At 41.3% G+C, this 24,030-nt stretch carries 23 protein-coding genes; 7 read left to right on the plus strand and 16 right to left on the minus strand.

The genetic code is table 11. The annotated features are described in order from the left end of the window. Positions 1 to 201 precede the first annotated feature (201 nt). On the plus strand, positions 202 to 2,289 hold the full coding sequence (gene fusA, locus NYF15_RS21230; protein WP_371354606.1) for an elongation factor G: 2,088 nt from the start codon (positions 202 to 204) through the stop codon (positions 2,287 to 2,289). A 92-nt stretch (positions 2,290 to 2,381) separates the two neighbouring features. On the opposite strand, the gene hemB is transcribed toward fusA, so the two are convergent. From hemB to NYF15_RS21285, 11 genes are all read right to left on the minus strand, one after another. Next, complete coding sequence (gene hemB / locus NYF15_RS21235) at positions 2,382 to 3,395, minus strand: porphobilinogen synthase (RefSeq protein ID WP_062567514.1); 1,014 nt, start codon at positions 3,393 to 3,395, stop codon at positions 2,382 to 2,384. 12 nt (positions 3,396 to 3,407) lie between these two features. Then, entirely contained in the window at positions 3,408 to 5,255 is a 1,848-nt protein-coding gene (locus tag NYF15_RS21240) for a diguanylate cyclase (protein WP_371354607.1), read from the minus strand. Between the two features lies 1 nt (position 5,256). Then, the gene (locus NYF15_RS21245) at positions 5,257 to 6,039 is read right to left on the minus strand and encodes a TatD family hydrolase (RefSeq protein ID WP_371354608.1); all 783 of its coding nucleotides are present in this window, start codon (positions 6,037 to 6,039) and stop codon (positions 5,257 to 5,259) included. After that, positions 6,039 to 6,578, minus strand: coding sequence for a hypothetical protein (locus tag NYF15_RS21250; RefSeq protein WP_371354609.1), 540 nt, complete (start codon positions 6,576 to 6,578; stop codon positions 6,039 to 6,041). Before NYF15_RS21250 ends, NYF15_RS21245 begins: the two co-directional genes overlap by 1 nt. A gap of 1 nt (position 6,579) precedes the next feature. Beyond that, on the minus strand, positions 6,580 to 7,320 hold the full coding sequence (gene tatC / locus NYF15_RS21255) for a twin-arginine translocase subunit TatC (protein WP_237120261.1): 741 nt from the start codon (positions 7,318 to 7,320) through the stop codon (positions 6,580 to 6,582). Between the two features lie 50 nt (positions 7,321 to 7,370). Further along, positions 7,371 to 7,703: a Sec-independent protein translocase protein TatB gene (tatB, locus tag NYF15_RS21260; RefSeq protein ID WP_341803513.1), complete on the minus strand. Its 333-nt coding sequence runs from the start codon at positions 7,701 to 7,703 to the stop codon at positions 7,371 to 7,373. A gap of 5 nt (positions 7,704 to 7,708) precedes the next feature. Next, a complete protein-coding gene (tatA, locus tag NYF15_RS21265; RefSeq protein ID WP_130150965.1) occupies positions 7,709 to 7,948 on the minus strand; it encodes a Sec-independent protein translocase subunit TatA in 240 nt (79 codons plus the stop codon). A 78-nt stretch (positions 7,949 to 8,026) separates the two neighbouring features. After that, complete coding sequence (ubiB, locus tag NYF15_RS21270; RefSeq protein ID WP_371354610.1) at positions 8,027 to 9,628, minus strand: ubiquinone biosynthesis regulatory protein kinase UbiB; 1,602 nt, start codon at positions 9,626 to 9,628, stop codon at positions 8,027 to 8,029. 17 nt (positions 9,629 to 9,645) lie between these two features. Then, entirely contained in the window at positions 9,646 to 10,251 is a 606-nt protein-coding gene (locus NYF15_RS21275; protein ID WP_371354611.1) for an SCP2 domain-containing protein, read from the minus strand. Between the two features lie 10 nt (positions 10,252 to 10,261). Then, on the minus strand, positions 10,262 to 11,017 hold the full coding sequence (gene ubiE, locus NYF15_RS21280; protein ID WP_371354612.1) for a bifunctional demethylmenaquinone methyltransferase/2-methoxy-6-polyprenyl-1,4-benzoquinol methylase UbiE: 756 nt from the start codon (positions 11,015 to 11,017) through the stop codon (positions 10,262 to 10,264). Between the two features lie 114 nt (positions 11,018 to 11,131). Further along, a complete protein-coding gene (locus NYF15_RS21285) occupies positions 11,132 to 12,118 on the minus strand; it encodes a GGDEF domain-containing protein (protein ID WP_371354627.1) in 987 nt (328 codons plus the stop codon). Positions 12,119 to 12,519: 401 nt separating this feature from the next. On the opposite strand from NYF15_RS21285, the gene NYF15_RS21290 reads away from it, so the two are divergent. Next, entirely contained in the window at positions 12,520 to 14,295 is a 1,776-nt protein-coding gene (locus NYF15_RS21290; protein ID WP_371354628.1) for a DUF885 family protein, read from the plus strand. A gap of 111 nt (positions 14,296 to 14,406) precedes the next feature. After that, the gene (locus NYF15_RS21295) at positions 14,407 to 15,888 is read left to right on the plus strand and encodes an FMN-binding glutamate synthase family protein (protein ID WP_371354613.1); all 1,482 of its coding nucleotides are present in this window, start codon (positions 14,407 to 14,409) and stop codon (positions 15,886 to 15,888) included. A 28-nt stretch (positions 15,889 to 15,916) separates the two neighbouring features. Here the strand turns inward: NYF15_RS21295 and mtnK are convergent, their stop codons facing one another. Continuing rightward, on the minus strand, positions 15,917 to 17,134 hold the full coding sequence (gene mtnK / locus NYF15_RS21300) for an S-methyl-5-thioribose kinase (RefSeq protein ID WP_371354614.1): 1,218 nt from the start codon (positions 17,132 to 17,134) through the stop codon (positions 15,917 to 15,919). Between the two features lie 132 nt (positions 17,135 to 17,266). On the opposite strand from mtnK, the gene mtnA reads away from it, so the two are divergent. After that, entirely contained in the window at positions 17,267 to 18,292 is a 1,026-nt protein-coding gene (gene mtnA / locus NYF15_RS21305) for an S-methyl-5-thioribose-1-phosphate isomerase (protein ID WP_371354615.1), read from the plus strand. Positions 18,293 to 18,332: 40 nt separating this feature from the next. Here the strand turns inward: mtnA and NYF15_RS21310 are convergent, their stop codons facing one another. Genes NYF15_RS21310 through NYF15_RS21325 form a run of 4 tightly spaced genes read right to left on the minus strand, consistent with a single transcriptional unit; the run spans position 18,333 to position 20,527 of the window. Further along, entirely contained in the window at positions 18,333 to 18,674 is a 342-nt protein-coding gene (locus tag NYF15_RS21310) for a gamma-glutamylcyclotransferase family protein (RefSeq protein WP_130150973.1), read from the minus strand. Between the two features lies 1 nt (position 18,675). Continuing rightward, on the minus strand, positions 18,676 to 19,218 hold the full coding sequence (locus tag NYF15_RS21315; protein WP_130150974.1) for an acireductone dioxygenase: 543 nt from the start codon (positions 19,216 to 19,218) through the stop codon (positions 18,676 to 18,678). After that, on the minus strand, positions 19,215 to 19,901 hold the full coding sequence (mtnC, locus tag NYF15_RS21320) for an acireductone synthase (RefSeq protein WP_237120273.1): 687 nt from the start codon (positions 19,899 to 19,901) through the stop codon (positions 19,215 to 19,217). Before mtnC ends, NYF15_RS21315 begins: the two co-directional genes overlap by 4 nt. Then, positions 19,898 to 20,527 (minus strand): methylthioribulose 1-phosphate dehydratase, encoded by a 630-nt coding sequence (locus NYF15_RS21325; RefSeq protein WP_130150976.1) that lies wholly within the window; start codon positions 20,525 to 20,527, stop codon positions 19,898 to 19,900. Before NYF15_RS21325 ends, mtnC begins: the two co-directional genes overlap by 4 nt. Positions 20,528 to 20,626: 99 nt before the next feature. On the opposite strand from NYF15_RS21325, the gene NYF15_RS21330 reads away from it, so the two are divergent. The 3 genes from NYF15_RS21330 to NYF15_RS21340 are packed head-to-tail and all read left to right on the plus strand — an operon-like array spanning position 20,627 to position 24,020. Beyond that, entirely contained in the window at positions 20,627 to 21,769 is a 1,143-nt protein-coding gene (locus NYF15_RS21330) for a methionine aminotransferase (protein WP_371354616.1), read from the plus strand. Next, positions 21,757 to 22,530 carry an amidohydrolase gene (locus NYF15_RS21335; RefSeq protein ID WP_371354617.1) on the plus strand — a complete coding sequence of 258 codons (774 nt, stop codon included), beginning with the start codon at positions 21,757 to 21,759 and terminating at the stop codon, positions 22,528 to 22,530. Before NYF15_RS21330 ends, NYF15_RS21335 begins: the two co-directional genes overlap by 13 nt. Positions 22,531 to 22,586: 56 nt before the next feature. After that, positions 22,587 to 24,020, plus strand: coding sequence for a mannose-1-phosphate guanylyltransferase/mannose-6-phosphate isomerase (locus tag NYF15_RS21340; RefSeq protein ID WP_371354618.1), 1,434 nt, complete (start codon positions 22,587 to 22,589; stop codon positions 24,018 to 24,020). Positions 24,021 to 24,030 lie beyond the last annotated feature (10 nt).

Below are 24,030 nucleotides of genomic sequence, written 5' to 3' on the forward strand. Positions count from 1 at the left end.
TTTTATTAGCGTTTTCCCTGATTTTATGTGATTTTTACAGCTTAAAATCATTTCAAGATACTTTAAAAAGTACCACTTATCTTTAGCATAGAAAAATTTTATAAAATTGATTGCATTTTAAGCGACTTCGATGGTGATGTTCGCTTTAAGTAATGCTATACTCCCGCCGAATAATTTTTCGACTTTATTAAGAGTAAAATAATGGCAGATTTATCGAAGTACAGAAATATAGGTATTTTCGCCCACGTTGACGCGGGTAAAACTACTACCACCGAGCGTATCCTTAAGCTTACGGGTAAAATTCACAAAAGTGGTGAAACGCATGACGGTGAGTCTACTACTGACTTCATGGAACAAGAAGCTGAGCGTGGTATTACAATCCAATCAGCAGCTGTAACTTGTGAATGGAAAGGCCACCGCTTAAACGTTATCGATACTCCGGGACACGTTGACTTCACAGTAGAAGTATACCGTTCACTTAAAGTACTAGATGGCGGTGTTGGTGTATTCTGTGGTTCTGGTGGTGTTGAGCCGCAGTCAGAAACTAACTGGCGTTATGCTAACGAATCAGAAGTTGCACGTGTAATCTTCGTAAACAAACTAGACCGTATGGGTGCTGACTTCTACCGTGTAGTTGATCAAGTTAAAAAAGTACTAGGCGCAACTCCATTAGTGATGACTTTACCAATCGGTATCGAAGACCAATTCATTGGTGTTGTAGACGTACTTGAGAAAAAAGCATACGTTTGGGATGAGACAGGCCTTCCTGAAAACTACGAAGTACAAGACGTTCCAGCTGACATGGTAGACAAAGTTGATGAATACCATGAAATGCTTGTTGAGTCTGCTGTTGAGCAAGACGAAGACCTAATGATGGCTTACATGGAAGGTGAAGAGCCTTCTTTAGAAGACATCAAACGTTGTATTCGTAAAGGTACTCGTGACCTTGCGTTCTTCCCGACATACTGTGGTTCTGCATTCAAAAACAAAGGTATGCAATTAGTACTTGATGCTGTTGTAGATTACCTACCTTCGCCTACAGAAGTTGATCCACAGCCTCTAACTGATCCAGAAACAGGTGAGCCTACTGGTGAAGTTGCTACAGTTTCTGCTGATGAGCCACTTAAAGCGCTTGCGTTCAAAATCATGGACGACCGTTTCGGTGCACTTACGTTCATCCGTATCTACGCTGGTCGCATGAAAAAAGGTGACACAGTACTTAACTCAGCAACAGGTAAAACAGAGCGTATCGGCCGTATGGTTGAGATGCAAGCTGACGACCGCAACGAGATCTCTGAAGCGCAAGCAGGCGACATCATCGCTGTTGTTGGTATGAAGAACGTTCAAACTGGTCACACTCTTTGTGATCCTAAGCACGAATGTACACTTGAAGCGATGATCTTCCCTGATCCAGTAATCTCAATCGCTGTTGCACCTAAAGATAAAGGTGGTAACGAGAAGATGGGTATTGCGATCGGTAAGATGGTTGCAGAAGATCCTTCATTCCAAGTTGAAACAGATGAAGATTCAGGCGAAACCATCCTTAAAGGTATGGGTGAGCTTCACTTAGATATCAAAGTAGATATCCTTAAGCGTACTTACGGTGTTGAGCTAGTTGTTGGTCAACCTCAGGTTGCTTACCGTGAAACTATCACGAAAGAAATCGAAGATAGCTACACGCATAAGAAACAATCTGGTGGTTCTGGTCAATTCGGTAAGATTGATTACCGCATCAAGCCAGGTGAGCCTAACTCAGGTTTCACATTCACATCTTCAGTTGTTGGTGGTAACGTACCTAAGGAATTCTGGCCTGCAGTTGAGAAAGGCTTCGCATCAATGATGCAAGAAGGTGTTCTAGCTGGCTTCCCAGTATTAGACGTTGAAGTTGAACTTTTCGACGGTGCTTTCCACGCAGTTGACTCATCAGCAATCGCGTTCGAAATCGCTGCTAAAGGTGCTTTCCGCCAGTCTATCCCTAAAGCGGGTGCACAACTTCTTGAGCCAATCATGAAAGTTGACGTATTCACTCCGGAAGACAACGTAGGTGACGTAATCGGTGACCTTAACCGTCGTCGTGGTATGATCAAAGACCAAGAAGCAGGCGCAATGGGCGTTCGCATCAAGGGTGAAGTACCACTTTCAGAAATGTTCGGTTACATCGGCCACTTACGTACTATCACTTCTGGTCGTGGTCAGTTCTCTATGGAGTTCTCACACTACGCACCATGTCCTGCAAACGTTGCTGAAACAGTAATCGCTGCAGAAAAAGAGAAAAAAGCTGCTAAATAATTTAGCCTTTTGACCTTTATAAAAAAACCCGCACTCGTTGCGGGTTTTTTGTTTTTAGGCTGCAGACGCTAATCGCAGCTTGGTTAAATATCTTACTGGTTGTTCTTTAACCATGTTGCTGCTTGCTTAGCAAAGTAAGTCAAAATACCGTCTGCACCCGCTCGTTTAAATGCAAGTAACGATTCCATGATGATTGCCTCTTCTGCAAGCCAGCCGTTGTCGATAGCCGCTTTATGCATCGCATATTCACCACTAACTTGATAAGCAAATGTCGGAACACCGAATTCATCTTTAACGCGGCGAACCACGTCTAAATATGGCATACCTGGTTTTACCATAACCATGTCTGCACCTTCTTGAAGGTCTAGTGCAACTTCGCGAATTGCTTCGTCTGAGTTGGCAGGGTCCATTTGATATGTTTTCTTATCTGCACCTTTTAGATTACCCGCAGAACCAACAGCGTCACGGAATGGGCCATAGTAGCTTGAAGCATATTTCGCAGAGTAAGCCATAATACGTGTGTGGATATGACCTTCAGCTTCGAGTGCTTCACGAATCGCACCAATACGACCATCCATCATGTCTGATGGGGCAACTACATCAGCACCTGCTTCGGCGTGAGATAAGGCTTGTTTTACTAAAATCTCAGTCGTGACGTCATTAATGACATAGCCATTTTCATCAATAATCCCGTCTTGTCCATGCACCGTGAAAGGGTCAAGCGCAGCATCGGTGATAACGCCGAGCTCTGGGAATGCTTCTTTTAATGCGCGTACCGTTCGTTGTGCAAGTGCATCAGGGTTGTAAGCTTCTTCAGCTAGCAGAGATTTCTTATCACTTGGAGTTACAGGGAAAATAGCAACCGCTGGAATACCTAAGTCCACTAGTTCTTTGGCTTCCTCTAGTAATAGGTCAATTGAGAGACGATCAACACCAGGCATCGATTCAACCGCTTCACGACGGTTTTTACCCTCTAATACAAACACAGGGAAAATAAGGTCATTGACGGTAAGTTGGTTTTCAGCCATTAGGCGACGAGAGAAATCATCACGGCGCATACGGCGCATGCGGGTATAAGGAAAGAGGTCGAGTCCTGATTGGGCCATTCTTTAATGCTCCTAGTCTGGTAGAGGATAACTAACTACACGATTTCGGCCTGATTGCTTGGCATGATAAAGGGCTTTATCGGCATAGTCAGTGAATAAATTTGGGTTATTTATATCTTCAGCAATCGCGCTGTAAACGCCTGCACTTAATGTAAATTTAATGGTTGTTCCGGCGACTATTATATCAGTGTTCTGAGCAGCTTTGCGTATTTGCTCGGCAATTTCTAATGCGCCTCGATGAGGGGTGTTGGGCAACAGTACAACAAATTCTTCCCCGCCATATCTTGCTACATCATCAAGAGGACGTTTTAAGTGGGTTTTTATAATATTTGCAGCAGCCTGAATTGTTTGATCCCCTGTTAAATGTCCATAGTTGTCATTAATCGCTTTAAAGTGATCAATATCGAACATTATAATACTTAAGGGGGTTTGCTCGCGTCTCGAGCGACGTATATCCATCAATAGCTTTTTATCAAAGTAACGACGGTTTTTTGTTTTTGTTAATGCATCTTCCATATTGAGCTGTTCGAGGGCTCGGTTTTTCTCTTCAAGCTCTCTTAATGTTACTTGCAGCTCAAATGTACGTTCTTCAATGTTGCTTTCTAAGTCTTGCCTCGCTTGCTCTTGTATCGCTAAACGCTCACGCATGAGGGTGTCTTGCGCTTTACTTTCTGCAAGGGCATTTTGCTGTGCACTTACTTCAGCGTCTCGCTGCATTAAAAACATTTTTATCACGGCGTAACTCAAGCTAAGGCTACATATTAAAAAGCACACAAAAGTGAGCGATAACACGCCAATGTTTAAATCAAAGGGATTAAATACACCTAAGGCGCTGTAAATAATGGCACAGAAAAAAGCGCTGATTGAAATTAAGTAAGCTATAGAAGGCTGCTTGTAATGATAGTTATAGTGTTTAACTGACACGGCAGCAATTAAGCTAAGAAAAATGGGTAAACTCAATAAACATAACGACAGAGCAATATGAACGGGTACAAACCACGAAAACAGGCTGAGTAGTACTATTGTATACCCTAACCCATGTATAAGCCGGCGCTTAGCTGGACCAAAAATAGTCTGTTGCAGCGGTGCAAATAAAGCGCTACTTATAAACAGTAAACTAGGAATGGCGAGTTGCTGGAATGAGATGCCATCAGGCTGTAAGTAGCGATAGCCATAGCCGTATAGGTAAGCGAGTGTAAGCCAAAGCAAAGTGAGCAATATGCCTGTATAAGCAAAATAATGTCGTCTAGAAAAACCATATAAAACAAAGTTTGTTATTGCAAGCGACAAGATAAAACCAACCAGCAAACCATAGAGTAAGTTAAACTTCGTTTTATGTTTCAGATACTCGTTTGGTGACCATAAACTTAAAGGGATACGTAGTCCTGCATCATTCTTTACTTGTAAATAGACCGTAGTATGGCTTGCTTTAGGGAGTGTGAGCGACACTAGCAAAGATTCACTCTTTATTTGCCGATTAGCAAGCGGTAATGCATCACCTATCTTTGTGAAAAAAATAGTTTTACTGCCTTGAGTATGAAGTACGTTAACTTCATCTAAGAGGGGGTTATCAATAGATAAAATAACGGGTATATCTGTAAGGGAAGTATTATTTATTGCCAGTTTTACCCAGACAGGGGTTAAATTCATGCCCAAATTAAGGGATGTTCCATCACTGTCTAGCCACTCTATTTGATTGTTATTAAGAATCTGTTGTTCAGTGCTAGGCGCAAGGGTGTACTCAACATTTAAAAGCTGCTGAGACTTGAAATCAATGCCAACATTAATAGGATTAGCCACTAAATAGGGACTAAATAAAACAACAAAGAGTACGCTACACAGTGACCATAGGCGTGTCATTTTATCCCCTAACGGAAAATAATTGCTGAAAGTTGAGTGTAGTTTGTTTTGCCACCTCAGTAAATTCGCAGCCTTTTAAATCAGCAATTTGCTGACAAACATAGGTTAAATAACTGGGTTCATTACGACGCGATTTTGGTTTCGGTTGTATTGTTCTTGGAAGTAAAAAAGGCGCGTCTGTTTCAATTAATAAACGCTCTAGTGGTATGCTTGGTATTAATGACTGTAATTGCCCTCCTCTGCGCTCATCACACACCCAGCCAGTAACGCCTATATAAAGACCTTTCTCTAGGTAACTTTGTAGCGCAAACTTATCACCCGTAAAGCAGTGAAGCACTCCTTTTACACTATACTCATTGAGTATTGCGAGCATATCGTTGCTCGCATCGCGCTCGTGTAAATAGACAGGCATATTAAGTGTTTCAGCAAGAGCGAGTTGTCTTCCTAATACGGCACGTTGTACATCGCGTGGTGAAAAGTCACGGTTATAATCGAGTCCACACTCGCCAATAGCAACGACTTCTGGGTGACTTGCTAGTAAGGTCAGTTGCTGTTCTAAAGATGTATCAGCCGTTTTTGCATCATGGGGATGAATACCTGAGGTGCACAGCAGAGAGTGGCGTTTTGCAAGTTGTAATGATGCTTGGCTGCTCTGTATATCGCAGCCAATCAATAGCATCTGTTTTACTCCGGCTTGAGCTGCACGTTGTAACACTTCATCATGATGCTCATCAAATTGATGATTGCTTAAGTTGACGCCAGCATCAACAAGCTCAATAGTCATTAGTTGGTACGTTTTACGCGAATAGAGCGATTTTGACCTTTGATTTTCAATAAGAAAGAGTTGAAAACACCACGTTCAATTATCACTGTGTCATTTGCTTTTAAGCGCATACGATCAGAGCCTACTTGACGCCATTGCTGACCGTTATCAAGCTCAATAATGAGTTCACCATAAGCAGCCTGTTCAACACTTTTAACGACCGCGCTGATTTCGTCATCGTTGACCTTTGTGACTTCTTTGTGCTCTAAACCGAAGCTGTCATTTTTCGCTTGGATAGGTTGTTGAGTAGGTGTAGCTGCCGCCACAACCGCTTTAGTATCCGTAGCAGAAGAGCTGGTTGCGACAGGTTTTTCTAGCTGTTTTTTGGCTGCGGGCTTTGTTAGTGATTTACCTGCCATGATGTTGTCGTAGCAAAGTAAGCGATTAAAATCATTTTCAACGAAAGTACAGGCTTGAAGTGCTTGGATATTTACTTCGTTAGCGTGTGCAGTGCCAGTAATCGTTAATAGTGCAACGATGGGAATGAGTTGTTTTTTCATTTTATTCCTCTGATTCCTGTTGAGGCTTGGCAGTGTAAAAAGCAGCCAAAATTAAGCCTAGTTCGAATAATAGCAGCATAGGTAATGCTAGTAATGTTTGTGACAGTACGTCAGGCGGTGTTAAGAACATGGCAACCACGAATACACCTACCACAATATAAGGCCGTTTTTCTTTTAAACTTTTTGTTGTTGTTGCGCCACTCCAACATAACAGCATAATAGCCACAGGTATTTCAAACGCAATGCCGAATGCAAAAAACAGTTTTAAAGCAAAGCCTAAATAGCTACTAATATCAGGCGCTAATGTCATCATATCAGGGCCCGTGCTAGTGAAAAATCCTAAAATAATAGGCAACACCACAAAGTAGCAAAATGCGATTCCACTATAAAATAGCAAAATGCTAGATGCTAGAATAGGCATAAGCATACGCTTTTCATGTTGATATAAGCCCGGTGCTATAAAACTCCAAACTTGATGCAATATCATTGGAATAGCAGCAAACAAGGCGACAAATAAAGTGAGTTTAAACGGAGCAAAAAACGGTGCTGTTACATCCGTTGCGATCATGGTGGCTGTGCTAGGCAAATTTGCGATTAATGGCGCTGCAACAAAGCTATAAATATCATTGGCAAAATACACCAAGCCGATAAATATTAGCAAAATGCTTAACAACGCTTTCATGAGTCGATTTCGTAACTCAATTAAGTGGCCAACAAAGCCTGTGTGAGCTTGCTCGGTCATAGTTTATTATTCATCTTCATTATCATTGACCATAAAAGCAGAAATTAAATTCACTTTTTTTCATCATTATTCTTCGTTTCTACTTGTTCGGGTGCACGTTTCTTGTAACTGTGAGTTACTGATTGGGCTGCTTTTTGAAGCTCGTCCACAGAGCTTTTCAATTCAGGAGAAAGCTCCTGTAGGTTTTGTTGCTCTGCTTTTTTTAAGTCTTCATGAAGTTCATGGATACGAAGCTCTTCATTCACTTCAGCTTTGACTGAGTTAGCCACTGACTTTAGTGTTTTTATCCAGCGGTTTACCGTACGAATCGCCACAGGCAAACGCTCAGGCCCTAAAACAATTAGACCTACTATCATTACAACAACGAGTTCCCACATCCCCATGCTGATTAAACCTTATGGTCGTCTTTGCTTTTCTCTGTGGTTTCTTTGTTTTGCGTATTAGACGCCTGCTCTATTTTTTCACTTTTTGAATTTGCTTGTTCATCATCAGATACTGCCTTTTTAAAGCCTTTAACAGCACTGCCTAAATCACCGCCGATGCCACGTAATTTTTTTGTGCCAAATAACAAAACGATGATTGCTAAAATGATGACTAATTGCCAAATACTGATACCACCAAAACCCATGGGTTACTCCAATTATTGTCAAATTTAATGAATTTACTTGTTTAGATTATACTCGCCAAAACATAAATAGCACTTAGTTTATGCGCTTCGCCATGCAGCAGCAAAACCAACAATTGCAAGCGCTGTTGTGATACCCGCAGCAATTAGGTCACCCTGCAAATAACACAGGCCTGATACAATAAAGCAACTACCCGCAAAAATACTTAAAAGTAAAGGTTTTGACGAGGGCTGTGGCGGCAACTGTACAGGTTGTTGATGACGCTTTAAGTTTTGATAGATTAAATCTGGTAATTCGGGCATTTTTTCAGCCCAAAATGGTAGGTTTGCGTACATTTTTTTCATGACAGCCAGCGGGCCCACTTGCTCTTTGACCCAGTCTTCTAAAAATGGTTTAGCGGTTTTCCACAAATCGAGTTGAGGATAAAGTTGTCTACCAAGTCCCTCAACATACAACAGGGTTTTTTGCAGTAACACTAATTGTGGTTGAACCTGCATATTAAAGCGACGAGCTGTGTTGAACAAATTGACCAACACATGGCCAAATGAAATTTCAGCCAGTGGTTTATTAAAAATAGGCTCACACACAGTGCGAATAGCAAACTCAAATTCTTCAATACAGGTATCGGCGGGCACCCAGCCTGAATCAACATGCAGCTGTGCAACTTGGCGGTAATCACGATTAAAAAAGGCGATGAAGTTTTCTGCAAGATAGCGTTTATCTTCACGGTTTAAAGTGCCCACGATACCGCAGTCAATGCCAATATACTGCGGATTGTGCGGGTTTTCTCGCGAGACAAAAATATTACCTGGGTGCATATCTGCATGGAAAAAACTGTCACGGAACACCTGTGTAAAAAATACCTCAACGCCGCGCTCAGCGAGTAATTTCATGTTGGTATTTTGTGCAAGTAGTGCCTCCGTATCAGATACAGGAATACCATATATGCGTTCCATAACCAGCACATTACTGCGGCTATAGTCACTGTAAACAAAAGGAATATAGAGTGAATCAGATTCTTCGAAATTACGGCGCAGCTGAATCGCATTTGCACCTTCACGCATTAAATCAAGTTCATCAAGCAGTGTTTTTTTGTATTCGTTTACGACTTCGATTGGACGTAAGCGTTTTGCTTCTTTTAGTAGCTTGGCAACCAGCCTTGCCACTTTTTCCATGAGCATTAAGTCGGCATCAATTTGCTCTTTGATGTTAGGACGGATCACTTTGATCACCACATCTTGTGGTGCACCTTGCTCATCAATTAAGGTGGCAGTATGTACTTGTGCAATGGAAGCGGATGCCAGTGGCGTTTGCGAGAAATCGCTAAATAATTCGCTAATATCGTTAATGCCAAGTGCTTTTTCAATCAGCTGTTGAGCAAGCTCACCTTCAAATGGTTCGACTTGATCTTGTAATAACGCTAATTCTAGAGCGACATCGTGAGGGAGTAAATCACGACGGGTCGAAAGCATTTGTCCAAATTTAATCCATACAGGCCCAAGTTTTTGTAAGGCTAAACGCAAACGCATCCCTGCAGGTTTGTCTTTATGTTGGTTACGCAACCAAAATAAACTGCCGCGGGCAAGTTTGGCAAACCAAGGTACTTTTTTTTGTGGGATGAGCTCATCAAGGCCGTAGCAAAGTAATGTTTTGGTGATGAAATATAGACGTGTAGTAGACACACAATATCCTTAGCAAACTAGCATGATTTCAATAGCGCATTGACTCGCATCTCCAGTTGAGATACTTGGCTTTTTAATTGACGGTTTTGTTGTTTAAACTCTGCTAATTCAAGCGGGTGGATTGTAACGGCTAGCTCATCTTGGCATAACGTTGTGAGTGTTTTTTCAAGTTTGCTTTTCATTTGCACGCCACGTGTTTTGAGCGTTTGTAATGAAAGCCATAGTTGTTGAGCAGGCGCGTCACCAATATAACGTGAGAAATGCTCTGGCCAATCAATATCAAGCTCTGCAAACGCATTACTGAACCCTTGTGCTATATTTAAATCGCCCTGTAAGTCTAATTTATCTTGGCGAATTAGCTGAGTCAGCATTGCGGGGTTTTTGAGTGCTAAAAGTGTATTTATATCAGCACTGATCATACAATCAAAACTCAGTTCCTCAGTGCTGTATAAATGGATTTGCTCGTTGCTGTAAACGCACAAAATGCGCTGTTGCCAGTCGCGGATCTCTATGAGCAATTGCTTATCGGCAATAGCAGCTAATCTATCTTTCAAAGAAGTATCTAGCTGCAAGACATAATTAACAACTCGTTCTACCAGTGATAATAGAGCATTTGCTAACATAATTATGCCTTTAGTATTTAAAGCCGCGGTGCAGGGCGACAATGCCACCTGTTAGGTTTTGGTAACTCGTTTGTTCAAAGCCTGCGTCTTCCATCATATCTTTGAGTGTTTCTTGATCTGGATGCATACGAATAGATTCTGCAAGGTATTGATATGACTCGCTGTCATTAGCAACAAGTTGGCCCATTTTAGGTAGGATGTTAAACGAGTAGAAGTCGTAAGCTTTGCTGAGAATTTCTTGTTCAGGCTTTGAAAATTCAAGTACTAATAAACGGCCACCAGGCTTAAGAATTCTATACATTGAACGTAGTGCTTTATCTTTATCGGTCACATTACGCAGGCCGAATGCGATAGTGATTAAATCAAAGCTGTTGTCAGGGAATGGCAGTGCTTCGGCATTCATTTGCACATATTCAATATTGCCAACGTGGCCTAGGTTTCTTAGTTTTTCACGGCCAACTTTAAGCATTGAAGAGTTAATATCACCAAGAACGACTTGTCCTGTATCACCGACAAGCTGGCTGAATTTAGCTGTTAAATCACCTGTGCCACCGGCTAGGTCTAATACGCGATGACCCTTGCGAACACCTGAGCTTGCTATGGTTTGACGTTTCCATAAACGATGAATACCAAACGACATGAGATCATTCATTACATCATATTTTGCTGCAACTGAGTGGAATACATCTGCAACCATGGATGCTTTATCGTTTTCAGCAACGGTTTTATAGCCAAAATGCGTGGTCTTTTCTCGATTCTCGTTCATGATTAATCTCTATCGTGGCAATAAAGTCTAGTGTACTTGATTGTGGCTGTAGGGTGCAATTTGATTATAACTAAATCACCAGATTAGCGATTATTTTTATGACTAAGCGCAGGGTTACTGTCCTGCGATGAAACTGCTTTGACCCAGAGATTTAGCTTTCGCCGCTGCATGAGATGCTTTGCGGGCAAGATTGGTAAAGTCACCCTCGTTTTCATATTTGGCAATACCAAGGGCTAAGTGGATTGGAGGTAATTTAGTGCCATTCTTTGAACTAACAAAACGAAGCTTCTCAACGCCATTACGGACTTTTTCAGCAATGACATTGGCCGTTTCAGGCTCTATGTCGGCAAGTAAGATAGTAAATTCATCTTTGCCTGTACGGCCAGGTAAACCACTTTCAAGTACATATTTTTGCACTTGCTTGGCGACTTTATTCAAAATAACCTCGCCAATGACATCACCATAATTATCAATAAAATGGTCAAGGTTTTCGATATGAATCGCAATTGCACATATTGCTTTGTTTTGGCCGAGCCATAACTGTGTCTGTTGGTTTAAATAATGACGCTTGTATAAACCTGTTTGCTGATCAGTTATGTGTTGCTTACGTAATTGAGTGAGCTGTTTTTGTGTTTTCTCTTGTAACGACTTGGCTTTGGCTATTTCTTGTTTAAATTGATGATGCTGAGCAAGTAGTTGCTCAGATTGCTTGCTCAGCATTTTTAACGCGTGACGTGTTTGTTCTTTGTTGTTCTCATCAATTGCATGAACACAATCATTTATATGCTCGGCAAAACGAACAATGTGTTGTTCATTATTATTTGCGCCGCGAGATAAGGAATTAATAACAGAGTCAACGTTGCGAACAATGGCCGTTTTCATTTTGTGGCCTTGCTCAATGAAATCAAAATAAAGCTGTTCTATATAAACTGAATCGATAGAGACTTTTTGGGCTATTGCACGGTCGAGAGTGGCATTGAGTTTAGGGTTTACTTGACTGACGTAAGTGTAAACTACTTGGTAATTTAGCGGCGACGGCGGCAATGCGTGATGTTCTAAAAAGATACACACCTTCGTCATTTTTTCTTGGGCAATTACCATGGAATCATGGAACATCATTTTCAATACCACTAAATACGCATAACAACCATAAAATCATCTCCTCCGTAAGGTTTCTTTTGCTTCCAAGCAATAATCCGCAAATTATATTGATAATTTGTGTTCAATTAATTTGGGTATATTAGTCTACAGTAATCTGTAATGAGTCTATTTAAAAGCAAAATCGCTAACTTTGGAACATAAATTTGTTTCGTTTGGGTCCATTAGTTGATTTTATCAGCAACTTTAACAAGTGTAACTGAGAGCTGTATAAACACTGTACATTGTTGATTCTGCAATGGTGTTTATTTGACCGTACTTTAGGTGGGCTTGGTCGCATTTGTTTGGGTTTTTTCACATGCTACGCTACTTTATCGATAAAGATTAAAATGAATAAGAAGCCCATGAGACAAACCCTATCTAGAACATTAAATCATTCACTGATTGCTGTTGCACTCGCCTGTACCTTAAGCGCATGTCAAATAACAAAAGTGGATGCTGATCAGCAGTTTACTCAAGTTGCGCAACACATTGTTGATTATCGAGCGAGTATTAATCCATATGGTAAGGCCGAAGGTGTTGATGGTTATTTATTAGAGAACCTTTCAGCCTCATTTCTTGAGAAAAAATATCAAAAAAATACTGAATTACTTGCTGAGCTAGATGCAATTGACCGCGATAAGCTGTCGGAAGAAAATCGCATAAATTTAACGATTTTACGCGGGCAAGTACAAAATAGTGTCGATGAATATGTCTTTAATACGCATTATATGCCACTGACATCTGAGTATGGTTTTCACTCAAGCTTGTCGTTTATGATTTCAAGCTCTGACTACACAAAAGCAAGTGATTACGAGCTATATCTAGCAAAATTACAGCAAATACCACGCTTTTTTGAACAAAACATTGGTTGGATGCGTAAAGGCCTTGAAGTAGGGTTAACACAGCCCAAGGCGGTTTTAGAAGGGTATCAAGATTCAATTACTGCTTATATTGTTGATGATGCCACTCAGTCTGAGTTCTACAAACCATTTTTAAAAAATACTGCTGGTGTGAGTCATAGCAAATTCGTGAACTTACAACAGCAAGCAAAAAAAATTATCAAACAGCAAGTTATTCCTGCTTATAAAGGTTATCTCACCTTCTTTAATGATGAATACCAACCAGGTGCACGCACTGATATTGGTATTTCTAGTACGCCAAACGGTAAAGCATTTTACGAAAACCGTGCAAAGTACTACACCACGACTGATATGACGCCAAAAGAAATCCATGAGTTGGGCCTTAAGGAAGTGGCGCGTATTCGTGCTGAAATGGATGAAATAATCAAAGAGGTAGGCTTTGAAGGTAGTTTTGCTGAATTTGTACATTTCTTGCGTACCGATCCGCAGTTTTATGCAAAAACACCAAAAGAATTATTGAAAGAAGCATCTTATATTGCGAAAAAAATGGATGCACAATTGCCTAAGTTATTCCATACCTTACCAAGAATGCCTTATGGCGTTGCGCCAGTGCCTGAAAGTATTGCTCCTAAGTATACGACAGGACGATACTCGGGTTCGCGTCGTGATGATCAAGCCGGCTACTATTGGGTCAATACGTATGCACTGGATAAACGTCCACTCTATGTACTCGAAGCGTTAACACTCCATGAAGCTGTGCCTGGTCATCATTTACAAATATCACTCAATGCTGAGCTTGAGTCATTACCAAGCTATCGTCGAAATGCATATTTGTCGGCATTTGGTGAAGGTTGGGGACTTTATTCAGAGTTTTTAGGCATAGAAGCTGGCTTTTACCAAGACCCTTACAGTGACTTTGGTCGCCTAACTTACGAAATGTGGCGAGCTGCCCGTTTAGTTGTTGATACTGGCATGCATATGTATGGCTGGAGCCGTGAGCGGGCTATGAAGTTTATGAGTGAAAATACTGCACTGTCATTACATAACGTTAAAACGGAAACCGATCGTTATATTTCTTGGCCAGCACAGGCGCTCTCTTACAAAATTGGTGAGCTAACAATTAAGCGCTTGCGTCATGAAGCGGAACAAGCACTGGGGCAGGATTTTGATGTGCGAGAGTTCCATCATCAAATTTTGCGTCATGGCTCGGTTCCTATGTCTGTACTTGAAGAGCAAATTCAGCTTTATATTAACGCTGAACTTGCAAAAAAAGCGTAACAGACAGAGAGTTTAAAAAAGGCGTGTTTAAAACACGCCTTTTTGTTTATTGCGTGTATTTTAAACTACTTATATGATTTGCAGGAAATCGTCACTACAAAGGGGCCTTGAATGAGTGATTTTATAATTTTCAGTATTGATGTATTTGCCAGCTTATTTATCTTTTTACTTGGCGTTGGATTGCTGGTGATAATCTGTTTTTACATCAGTGATGTAACCCAGTCTAAGCAAGCTATTCGTCGCAATTATCCTGTGATAGGACGGTTTCGTTATTTTTTTGAACGCCAAGGCGAGTTCTTTCGTCAGTACTTTTTTGCAATGGACAGGGAAGAGCTTCCTTTTAACCGTGCAGAACGTAGCTGGGTGTATCGAGCAGCTAAAAATGTGGATCGCACGACCGCATTTGGATCAACACAAAGTTTAGAAACAACAGGCACTGTAATGTTTATGAACTGTGCATTTCCAACGTTGGATGAAGAAGCGCTTGAACCTAGCTATGTCACTTTAGGCCCATATTGTGAGCAGCCATATTCTACTAATTCGTTATTTAACATTTCTGGCATGAGTTTTGGGGCACTGTCTAAACCTGCTGTGCGAGCATTATCGCGAGGCGCTAAACTGGCTGGTTGTTGGATGAATACGGGGGAAGGGGGATTGAGCCCATATCACCTTGAAGGTGGGGCTGACATAGTATTTCAGATTGGTACGGCTAAATACGGTGTGCGAGATGAGCAAGGCAAACTCAGTCTCGAAAAGCTAAAGACCATCGCTGAGCATGAACAAGTGAAGATGTTTGAAATAAAGATGAGCCAGGGCGCTAAACCCGGTAAAGGCGGGATGCTGCCTGGCCGTAAAGTCACAGCTGAAATTGCTAAAATTCGAGGGATCCCAGAAGGGCATGATTCTATTAGCCCCAATGGTCATCCCGAAATTAAAACACCCGCTCATTTGCTTGATATGATCGCAACCGTGCGCTCGACAACAGGTAAACCAACAGGCTTTAAGGCTGTAATTGGTGAATATGCGTGGCTGGAAACTTTATTTAGTGAAATTAATAATCGTGGGATGGAGTCAGCACCCGACTTCATAACAATTGATAGCGCGGATGGTGGTACAGGTGCTGCACCACAACCCTTAATGGACTCTGTTGGTTTGCCGCTTAAGGAAAGCCTACCTTTAGTGGTTGATTTATTGAAAAAACATGGTCTGAGAGAGCGTGTTAAAGTGATTGCTTCTGGAAAGTTAATTGTACCTTCAAAGGTTGCATGGGCTCTTGCACTGGGTGCTGATTTTATTGTTTCGGCGCGCGGACATATGTTTTCATTGGGCTGTATTCAAGCACTGCAATGTAATAAAGATACTTGCCCTACTGGCATAACAACGCACAATGAACGCTTACAACGAGGTTTAGACGTAACGGACAAAGCACAGCGCGTCGCTAACTATAATAAATATATTCACTACGGTGCAGGGCTCATTGCTCATTCTTGTGGAGTATCAAGTGCCAGAGAGCTTGCTCGCCATCATGTACGTGTGGTGCAAGAGAATGGCTTATCAGAGCCGCTTGATAAAATGTACGAACATTATCAGTAAAGAACAAAGGCGCTCTATGCGCCTTTATTTAATTTAATAAGCTGACAAGTAATGAGTAAAACTCATCTTTAGAGGTGCAACTTGTTGCATTGAGCATGAGTTGTTCACCCAGTACCAACGTTTGTTGTTGTACAGCCAGTCGAGCTTGCTCATCTTCTATACCATCAATATCAGCAACATGTGCGAGGCCAATCGTACGGCGAATAAGCTCAGCACCACAATAACCAATCGCGTCACGCAATACATCGTGTAAATAATCTTTAGTAAATGCGTTACTTGCAAAGCTAATATCAGTTGTTTCGCTACTTGCAAGACGTAGCCAATGTTGTTCAAACTGGTTATAGCAATCTTGTAAGCAGGTTAATAAATGTGTTTGATATTGACGGCGCTTTGCAAGCTCAGTAATACGGCCATTTTGAGCACAATAGTTTAGTAACAGGTTCCCCATAAAAGAACCAATATCGAAGCCAATAGGGCCAAAAAAGCCAAACTCGGGGTCTATCATTTTGGTGGTGTTTGCATCCACAAAAATACTGCCGCTGTGTATGTCACCGTGTAATAAAGTTTGTGGGCTCGATAGGAACTTAGCTTTTAACTTGGCTGCTGCGAGTTTTAGAGCCTGATTATTACGAATACTCTCTACATGACTTTTAAGTTCGGTAGGAAAGTTATTTCGCTCATGCTCAATATAGGGATCGGTAAAGAACAAATCTTCTGTAATTTTGCACAAGTCAGGGTTAATAAATTGACTGACTTTGGTCTTTTTTTCTTCTGCAGATAAATAAAAATCAGAGTTATAAAAGCTTGTATAGCTGAGGTAAAGTGCGACATGGCTTGCCAGCTTTGGAAATTGTTCTGCATTGATTTGTGCACCACGCAATATTTGTAGGTGCCCCAGGTCTTCAAGAACCGTTAATGCTAAATCAGCATTGTGATGCAAAACTGTGACGGTATGCTCAGGGCATAATTGACCATGATTGATAAGTACTTCGGCTTCAATACGAGCTCTATCTAATGATAATGGCCACGACTCACCAACACAGCGGGCGTAGGGTAAAGCTTGTTTAAGAATTACGCTGTTACCATCTTGATCTGCGATACGAAAAACGAGGTTTAAATTACCATCACCAAACTCATAAGCGTTGAGCTCTGCATTATCAGCGAAAACAGTAATCAACTCTTTTTTGATGATTTCTTTAATATAATCAATAGCATGTTCTGCAGTGAAGGCTATGTAGTTCGCCATGGTTTCATCTCATTGAAAAGTAACTTTAAGCATTCTATACCTTCATGCGTTTAGATGTCCATACATCCAGCTTGTTAGTTGTAAAAACTGCTGTAGAATAGCAATCTGCTAATTAAGTAACTTGGACTTACTATGAAAGACCTCATCGCAAATAGCATTAAATATCAAAGTGGTACTTTAACAGTGCTTGACCAGTATTTACTGCCTCATCAACAACATTGGCATGTATGTCACGATGTTGCAGCAATGAAAGATCTGATTTTAACGTTGAAAATACGTGGAGCACCTTTGATTGGTCTTGGAGCGAGCTTGCTTGTAGCTCATTTGGCTGAGCAAGGCATGAGTAAAGAAGCGCTTGCAGATGCGATTGATGAGTTAGAGTCTAGCAGACCAACGGCTGTGAACCTGATGCATTGCATGACTAAGCTGCGAGAGTCTTTAGCAAAAAGTGATTTTGTTGAAGAGATAGTTAAAACAGCAGAGCAGTTATTTAATGAGGATATAGCGCTTTGCGATAGCATGGCTGAACATGGTGCAAACCTTGTATTAAAAGGCGATAACATTCTTACCCACTGTAATACAGGTGCATTAGCTACTGCGGGCATTGGTACTGCACTAGGCGTGATATATAAAGCACAACAACGCCACGGTGATATTCATGTATGGGTTGATGAAACAAGGCCTTTATTACAAGGTGGTCGCCTTACTGCATTCGAGCTTGAACGTTGGCAAATACCGTACACATTAATTTGCGATAATATGGCTGCAAGTCTAATGGCAGCGGGTAAAGTCGATAAAATCTTTGTTGGAGCAGACCGCATTGCCGCTAATGGGGATTTTGCCAATAAAGTAGGCACCTACAATCTTGCTGTTTTAGCTCACTTTCATAATATCCCATTTTATGTTGTTGCGCCTCTCACTACGTTAGATACAAAAACAGCCTGCGGTGATGATATTGAAATCGAACAGCGCAGCCCCATTGAGGTGCGTGGTGTGAGTGGCAGCTTTGGCGAAGCCTTGTGGGCCCCTAATAATGCACAGGTTTATAATCCCGCTTTTGATGTCACGCCGGCTAAGCTAGTAACAGGGTGGGTACTTGATACGGGCGTTTATAATCAAGCAGACATTGCCCGTGGGGCATTAACAGAGTTAAAATAGCGATTTGTGAAAGCGCTTACTTATAAGCTCTTTACTGGTTTTAAAGGGGGCTTTTCACCACATAAACCCACGCATTTGCTCCACACTGAAACTGCTGTGCAATCCGTTGATAATCATCAACCTCATACTCATCAGCTTGGGCAAGCTCTTGCTTTGTAATTGCGTAAATTGTGCCATTAACTGTGTCGTTTTGATTCCCAGTGTAAAGTAGGGCAGGATGAAAACGTTGCCCACTACTTTTTAAAACTGCCGCATCAGTAATTTCAATTTCGCCAATGACATAACCTAATAAGGTGGCTGACTGACCTTCGAGTAAGCGCCCGAAAGTGTCTAGCTGAACTTGAGGGTATTGCAACGTCCCATATGAAAACAACTTTTCCATATTAATCCAGTAACGGGAAACTTTTAGCGATTGCTGATTCTGTACTTTTAGCAACCCATCCTTCGGTATTATTAAATAAGCGAATTGCTGTAAATTCAGGATTACTCCCCATATCAAACCAGTGAGGGGTAAGCTCTGGCACAGAAATCAAGTCACCTTGCTCGCAAAGCACTTGATAGACCTTATCGTTTAAATGTAAGCAAAATAACCCTTGGCCTTTTACAAAAAAGCGCACTTCATCTTCGCTGTGAGTATGTTCAAATAAAAACTTGCTACGTAATTCCGCTGCATTAGGGTTACCTTTAGCAAGCGAAATAACATCGACAGTTTGATAGCCCCCTTCAGTCTTAAGCTGTTCTATATCGTTAGCATAGGCAGCTAAAATCGCGTCATGACTGGTGCTCTCATCAATATGCTGAGTTGCTTTCCATTGCTCGAAACGTACACCTACTGCTTTAAGTTCTTTTGCAATGGCACTTAAGTCTTCACTATAAAACAATACATCGTCAGCGTTGTTATCATTAAAAATTGTTAATTGACTCATGCTAAAAGCTCCGCGCTAAATGTCGTAAAATCATTAATGTATGGATGAGCGTCGCTCACTTGTTGGCCATCACGAACAAGGTGTAAGGTACGAAGGCCTGCGGCTTTTGCAGCATTAAGTTCTGCTTCCACATCGCTTAAGAACAACACCTCTGCGGCGTCAAATGGCAACTCTGCAATAATATTCTCGTACGAGCGCTGTTGTTGTTTAGCGCCAACTTTAGTGTCGAAGTAGTTGCTGAACAAAGGTCTCATATCGCCGTAATCAGAAAACTCAAAAATAAGGTGTTGCGCTTTTACTGAGCCAGAAGAGTAAACATATAGATTTTTTCCTGCTTGTTTTTGAGCTTGCAAGAAATCATAAGCATCAGGGTAAATATGACCTGTAAAATCGCCATTTTCATAGCCTGTTTGCCAAATTAAACCCTGTAATTGTTTTAATGGTGTGACTTTTTGATCTGTTGCAATCCAGTGTAGCAAGGTATTTATTACTGTTTCTAAGTCAGCCTCTGGCTGCTCAATGTGCGCTTTGACTGCGCTTATCTGCTCGGCAACGTCAGGGTCGTTCTTGTGTGTTTTAATAAACTCAGGGAGTTGCCCTGCAGCATAAGGAAATAACACATCTTTGACAAACGAGATGCGGGTAATCGTGCCTTCAATATCGGTTAAAATTGCTTTGATCATAGTTGTACTCCAGCTTGAATGCCTTCTAGTTTTAGACGTTCGAGCTCACAACTAAATAAAAACTCTAGCCCTTCTAAGTGGCGTAAAACTTCTTTAACGTCTCTGCCTACAACGTATAAACCATGACCACGAATAAGCACTGCATGTTCAATTGGTGTGTGTAAGTGATGGTCACTGACCAATAAGCTTAAACGGTCAATATCTTGGTCATTATCAAAAATAGGAATACTAAGTGTATCTAGATGTGATTTTACACCACTCAAGGCTTTTTGCATTTCATAGCCATGCAAATGAATAGCATGACCTTTGATTACGCGAGATAATACTGTTGCAGCTACTGAGTGGGTATGAAGAACAAATTTTGCTGACGGGATCAGCTTATACATGTTCAAGTGAAGCTCTGTTTCTGCGGATGGTTTACCTGAGCCCTTAGTGCGGTTTCCGTTATGATCAAACTCAATAAATGCATGGGTACCAAGTTGGCCTTTATCAAAACCACTGGCGGTGACCACATAACCACTTTCTGTACGTGCTGAGAAGTTACCACCAGTAGCAGGAACCCAACCACGTTGGCTTACCCACTTACCAGCTTCAATTAGTTCTGAAATAGCGGTATTGTTATGCATACATTCCTCGACATTCTAAAAGTTTTTTAGACGGCTATACATCTGTTTTAAGCAATGATAGCATCGCTTCGGGCGCAAAACCATCTTTAAGGAATCTCTGTGTTTGAAAGTAAATTGCCAAACCTAGGCACCAGTATTTTTAGTCAAATGACAGCTTTGGCAAATCAGCATCAAGCTATTAATTTATCTCAGGGTTTTCCTGAATTCGATGCGCCTGAATTGCTAAAAAAACAGCTCAACCATTATGTGTTAGAAGGCTTTAATCAATACGCACCATCTAGTGGCATTGTGCGCCTGCAACAGCAAATTGCGGCACTGATAGCTAGAAAATACCATAACAACATAAATTATGAGCAACAAGTAACGGTGACATCAGGCGCAACCGAAGCATTATTTGTTGCCATTCAAACGCTTGTAAAAGAGGGTGATGAAGTAGTGGTGTTTGATCCCGCTTATGACTCATACCAACCGGCGATTGAGCTGGCTGGTGGGCGCTCGGTTCATGTGGCATTACAGGCTCCTGATTATTGTATTGATTGGCAAGTTGTTGCAAATGCGATTAGTGAAAAAACCCGTGCTATTATCATTAATACACCACACAACCCGAGTAGCAAAACGCTTAAAGCTGAAGACGTTTCAGCACTTAAGGATCTTGTTAAAAAACATGATTTATACGTCATCAGTGATGAAGTTTATGAGCATATTATTTTCGATAAAGAAGCTCATTTAAGTGTACTCACTGACGCAGAATTGTTTGCTCGCAGCTTTGTTATTTCAAGCTTTGGTAAAACCTTCCACAGTACGGGGTGGAAAATGGGTTACTGTGTGGCACCGAGTGAGTTAATGAAGGAGTTTCGTAAAATTCATCAATACGTGACATTTTCTAGTTTTACTCCTGCGCAGCATGCACTTGCTGATATGTTAGAGTTAAAACCTGAGCATGTTGAACAGTTAAATGAATTTTACCAGCAAAAGCGTGACTTACTAATTGAAGCATTAAAAGAAAGCCGTTTCACTATTTTGCCAAGTGAAGGAACCTATTTCTTATTGCTTGATTACAGTGATGTGTCTGATTTGGATGATGTTGAGTTTTGTCATTGGTTAGTTGAGCAAGCAGGTGTGGCGGCAATTCCATTGAGTGTGTTTTACAGCACTCAGAGTCACGATAAAGTGATACGGTTATGTTTTGCCAAAAATGATGACACGTTAAAACGTGCCGCGGAGATTTTATGTCAACTTTAACCTTAGCCTTAGTACAGTCATCACTGCATTGGCTTGATAAAAGCGCTAACCTTGCACACTTTACTGAGCAGCTTAATAGCTTCAATGAGCAAGTTGATTTAATCGTATTACCAGAAACCTTTGCCACGGGTTTTGCGATTAATCTTGATTGCAGTGAGCCAGAGCAGGGTGAAGTACTAAATTGGTTACAAGCCACAGCAAAGCAAAAGAATGCCGTGATTGCTGGATCTGTGCTGGTTGCGCAAGGAGACAAAAAGGCAAACCGCTTTTATTGGGTTTGGCCAAATGGTGAAGTGAGATTTTACGATAAACGCCATTTATTCTGCTTAGGTAATGAAGGCGATTATGTTATTGCAGGTAAACAGCGTGAGGTGTTCACCATCAATGATTTTCGTATTCTCCCACAAGTGTGTTATGACTTACGCTTTCCCGTGTTCCAGCGTAATAATGATGATTATGATGTAATGATTAATATCGCAAACTGGCCAGCAGTCAGACGTCATGTATGGGACACATTATTAAAAGCACGAGCGATGGAAAACCTTTGTTATGTTGCAGGTGTCAATCGTGTCGGAGAAGATGGCAATGATGTTGCCCACAGTGGTGGCACAGCAATTTATGATTTTAAAGGGGATACGCTTGCTAAGCTTGATGATAATCAGTCGGGTATCATTATTCAGCATTTAGAAAAATCACCACTGGAGGATTTTCGCCGTACTTTTCCTGCCCACTTAGATGCTGATCAATTTCAGTTACTCTAAGCCGAACTCTTAAAAGTTTGTTAAACTCATGGTTGGTTTTTTTACTGTAAGCAATCATGAGTTACAAAATCACGCCTGTTATTCTTGCTGGCGGCATAGGCTCTCGTCTATGGCCATTGTCGCGTAAAGCAATGCCTAAGCAATTTTTATCTTTGCTTAGTGATGAGTCACTACTACAAAGTACATTGAAACGAGTGACAAGCTCGCACTTCAATCTGCCTATTTTGGTATGTAATGAAGAGCACCGCTTTATTGCGAAGTCACAGGTATCAGAGGTCGTTGATGACTTTACTTTGCTACTTGAGCCAGAAGGTAAAAACACGGCACCAGCTATCGCACTAGCCGCTGAATATGCAGTGCAAAATGGTTTAATGGATCCGCTATTAGTCATGCCCGCTGACCACCATATTAGTGATTTTGAAAAGTTAATAGCGCGATTAGATGACGCTATTGCTCTTTGTGAACAGCAGCAACTAATAACGTTTGCAATTAAACCGACCGTACCCCATACCGGTTATGGCTACATCCGCCAAGGTGCAGAATTGAGCCGTGAAGGATGCTTTAAAGTTGCAGAGTTTAAAGAAAAGCCGGCCCAAAAGCTGGCTGAGCAATACGTGCTTAGTGGTGACTATAACTGGAATAGTGGCATGTTTTTGTTTCTACCTAATGTGTATTTAAACGAGCTTAATCGCTTTGCACCAAAAATAGCACACAGTGTCACTAAAGCTGCTGAATTTAAAGAAGATCTGGGCTTTCTCAGGCCGAATGATAAAGTACTTAGTGCATGCCCAAGTGATTCAATTGATTATGCTATTTTAGAGCGTAGCGACAATGTCGCAGTGATCCCGATTGATTTACATTGGAGTGATATAGGGAGCTTTTCTGCGCTTTCGACACTTGCAGATAAAGACTCGTTTGGTAATTACTTAAGCTCACAAGGGGTGAGCGTTGATAGCGACAATAATCTACTAATAAGCGAAGCCGACCATACAATTGCCGCGTTAGGTGTGACTAATAAAGCAATTATACATACCCATGATGCGACTTTAGTGGCTGATAAAAATGCCCTTAATAAACTCCCTGAATTACTCAAACAACTTGCTGTATCTGCAAGCGATAAACTAACGCACCATCAGGTCGTATTTAGGCCGTGGGGTAACTATCGCACATTGGTAGAAAGCGTTGGCTTTAAAGTAAAAAAAATTAGTGTCAATAGTGGCGCTAAGCTGTCTACACAACGGCACCAACATCGAGCAGAGCATTGGGTTGTGGTTTCAGGTATTGCAAGTGTACGTGTAGGTGATGATGAATTTGAATTAAGTGCCGATCAGTCTTGCTATATTGCAGCAAAGCAAATACATCGTTTAGCTAACTATTACCATGAGCCACTTATTGTTATTGAGGTGCAAACCGGAGGTATTTTAGATGAATGTGATATTGAACGTTTTGAAGATGAGTATGGCCGAAATGGCCACAACTCTGATGTTTAAGTAAGTTGCG

This window comes from Pseudoalteromonas sp. 68 DY56-GL68 (assembly GCF_041414825.1).
GTDB lineage: Bacteria > Pseudomonadota > Gammaproteobacteria > Enterobacterales > Alteromonadaceae > Pseudoalteromonas.